Annotated in this window: 4 protein-coding genes; 1 reads left to right on the plus strand and 3 read right to left on the minus strand. The window is 64.0% G+C overall.

Translation table 11 applies throughout. From position 1 onward, the window contains the following. The 3 genes from VK533_RS16395 to VK533_RS16405 all read right to left on the minus strand — a co-directional run. A partial coding sequence (locus VK533_RS16395) for a DUF6352 family protein (RefSeq protein ID WP_324379679.1) occupies window positions 1-440 on the minus strand: 440 nt, incomplete at its 3' end. Next, window positions 437-1,012, minus strand: a complete 576-nt coding sequence (locus VK533_RS16400) for a DUF6505 family protein (RefSeq protein WP_324379681.1) — start codon at window positions 1,010-1,012, stop codon at window positions 437-439. The genes VK533_RS16395 and VK533_RS16400, both read right to left, overlap by 4 nt. Before the next feature lie 7 nt (window positions 1,013-1,019). Next, the gene (locus VK533_RS16405; RefSeq protein WP_324379683.1) at window positions 1,020-1,775 is read right to left on the minus strand and encodes a biotin/lipoate--protein ligase family protein; all 756 of its coding nucleotides are present in this window, start codon (window positions 1,773-1,775) and stop codon (window positions 1,020-1,022) included. Window positions 1,776-1,937: 162 nt separating this feature from the next. On the opposite strand from VK533_RS16405, the gene VK533_RS16410 reads away from it, so the two are divergent. Continuing rightward, window positions 1,938-2,418: hypothetical protein (locus tag VK533_RS16410; RefSeq protein ID WP_324379686.1), on the plus strand; the 481-nt coding region annotated here is incomplete at its 3' end.

A 2,418-nucleotide genomic window follows, 5' to 3' on the forward strand; every position in this document is an offset into this window, starting at 1 on the left:
TTCTGGCTGCGATAGAACAGTTCCGCCGCGCGCAGCGTGTAAGGATCGTCGCAACCTTCAAGCCCGTTGCGCAGGATCAGCTGGCAAAGCTGGGACAGAAAGATCGGCGGTAGTTCGCCCGTCCCTTTGCGGGCCAGCGCGATGTATAACGCCTCAAGTGTTGAAGCGGCCATCAATCGGTCGCGGAAGTCGATCATGAAGGTCCAGTTCTCGCGCGCATCGGCGTCTGCGAGCGCAGCGATGTCGGATTCCGAGATCGGGCGAAGAGGATCCGCCAGCAAGCTTGCATGCAGATTGCGCTCCACCTCGCAGGCGTCAGCCGGCGGCATTAATTCCGGCCGCGCCAGATAGGCCATGATGAGTTCGGGTGTCGCGACCAGCCCACCGTGATCAGCACGGTGTGTAAGATGATGGCCCGAGGCGACCCAGAATTCTCTCATGTGCGATCCGTTGTCATGCGGTCGGTCCTGATCATTCCGAGAAGATCGACCTGTTCGGCAGGCTCAACGTCGCCTTCAACCTCATGGAAGGTAAAGGCGCGGGTATGCGCGTGCAACCGATCCCCATCCGTTGCGGCCTGGCGCGGCTTGAGGGTGCGAAAGCGCTCACGGATTTCGCCATTCTCGACGCTGCGCTGCACGGCGAGCAGCGTCTGCGCAGGGTGATCGCACAACGAGGCCGCGAACGCGACCTCCTCTTCGGCTGCAACGCGCGCGGCCTCCGGATCGGGCGCGCCGAATTTTTCCCGCAGCTGGCTTGCGAGGCGCTCGACCATGGCCTGTCTGTCTGCCTCGGTCGCTTCGGTGACAATGGCGAGCGTGGACCAGCCAAGGCTGTCGATCCCGAGAAAGCCCGAACGCAATGCCACGCGCTGCTTCTCGCCCAGCGCGGCCGGATCCTGGTTCCAGAAGACAAACGCGCCGGAAACCGCCCATTCACCGGGTTCCGCCGCCCGCTCGAAAACAAAGGTATCCGACGGGTCCAGCCTGATCGTCCGTGGAATTTTCAACATGTCCGCCTCATCCGAATTTCGGACCGCGCACTTGGGGATCATACCAAGCCGCCCTGCCGAGCGCATCCAAAAGACCGGTTCGGTGCGGCAGCCGGCTGCCGGCTGGCGGGCTGACCAGCAGATCGCCGTTGCGGTCGATGCTCCTGCGTTCACCGGCCCTGCGGCCGGCAAGCCGCTCCAAATAATCCTGCGCAATCGCCTCGAACCCGCGCTCGTTCCAGCGGTCGAACGCGGTCATGAGATGGCGGGCGAAGCTGCCGATAATCGCGTCGCTGTCGATCATCGCGAAACCCTCGCTCAGAAGGGAAACGCCGGCCGCGGCCTGCACCTCTTCGACATGCGCCATATCCGCCGCGCGCAGAATGACGCCGAGCACCAGCCAAGCCGGTATGTCATCCTCGGCGCAGTCCGCCGGCCAGCCGAGCCGCGCCCCGCCGAGCAATCCCCCATCGAAACGGATCGCGTCAGGCCAGTCGAAACTCACATCTCGCTCGGGCGGGCAATGGGCGGCAATCGCGTCGGCGGAGGCATTCATGCCGGCAAAGAGCGCGCGACGCGCCGATACCAGCGGCTCATCGGGTTCAAGTACCACGGCGAACTCGACCAGATCGTAGCGGCGCACCCATACCAGAGTCCCAGCCCCGGCATGCGCCGCGATGTCGCAGCCGTGAGCGAAGGCGTCGCCGACCTCGCGTAACGCCACCAAAGTATAACCCGGGGGCAGATCGAGGGTCTGTTCCAAGTCCTTGAGACGCGAGATCATGAAGGACAATATCCTAATTGGCCGCAGCCCGCGGGTGTATGCTATCCCGCGCAAGCCGGCGGCGCGAGCGCCCTTTGAGTCTCGATCCTTACGCGAGCGGCTGATGCCGAACCGTGAGACGAAGCAACCGCCCGCTAGGTCACGGGTTCCGGATATTTCACAATGAGCGCGACCCCGTCTCATCTTCTGATCTGCAGCTGCGAGAAGACCATGCCGCTTGATGCGGAAGCGATCGGTCGCGGCTGCGCCGGAAAGATCAGCCAGGCGAACCAGCTCTGCGGACTAGAGTTAGAGCGGTTCAAGGAGGCGCTCGCCGACGGCGCGCCGATCACGGTCGCCTGCACCCAGGAAGCGCCGCTGTTCAGGGAAGCCGCGGAGAAGTTTCCGCAATCACGGCTTACCTTTGTCAATATTCGCGAGAGCGGCGGCTGGTCGAAAGACGCCGCTGCGGCCGGCCCGAAGGCAGCTGCCTTGATTGCCGCGGCGGGCGAAGAGATGCCGCCAATTTCGCTGGTAACCCTCGAGAGCAGTGGCGTCGTCCTGATCTATGGCCGCGACGGGACTGCGATCGACGCCGCGCAGCGACTCGCGGATCGCCTCGACATTACCGTGCTTCTGACAAGGCCCGGCGACGTGACCCCAC

The sequence above is a fragment of the Sphingomonas sp. genome (assembly GCF_035317925.1).
GTDB lineage: Bacteria > Pseudomonadota > Alphaproteobacteria > Sphingomonadales > Sphingomonadaceae > Sphingomonas_I.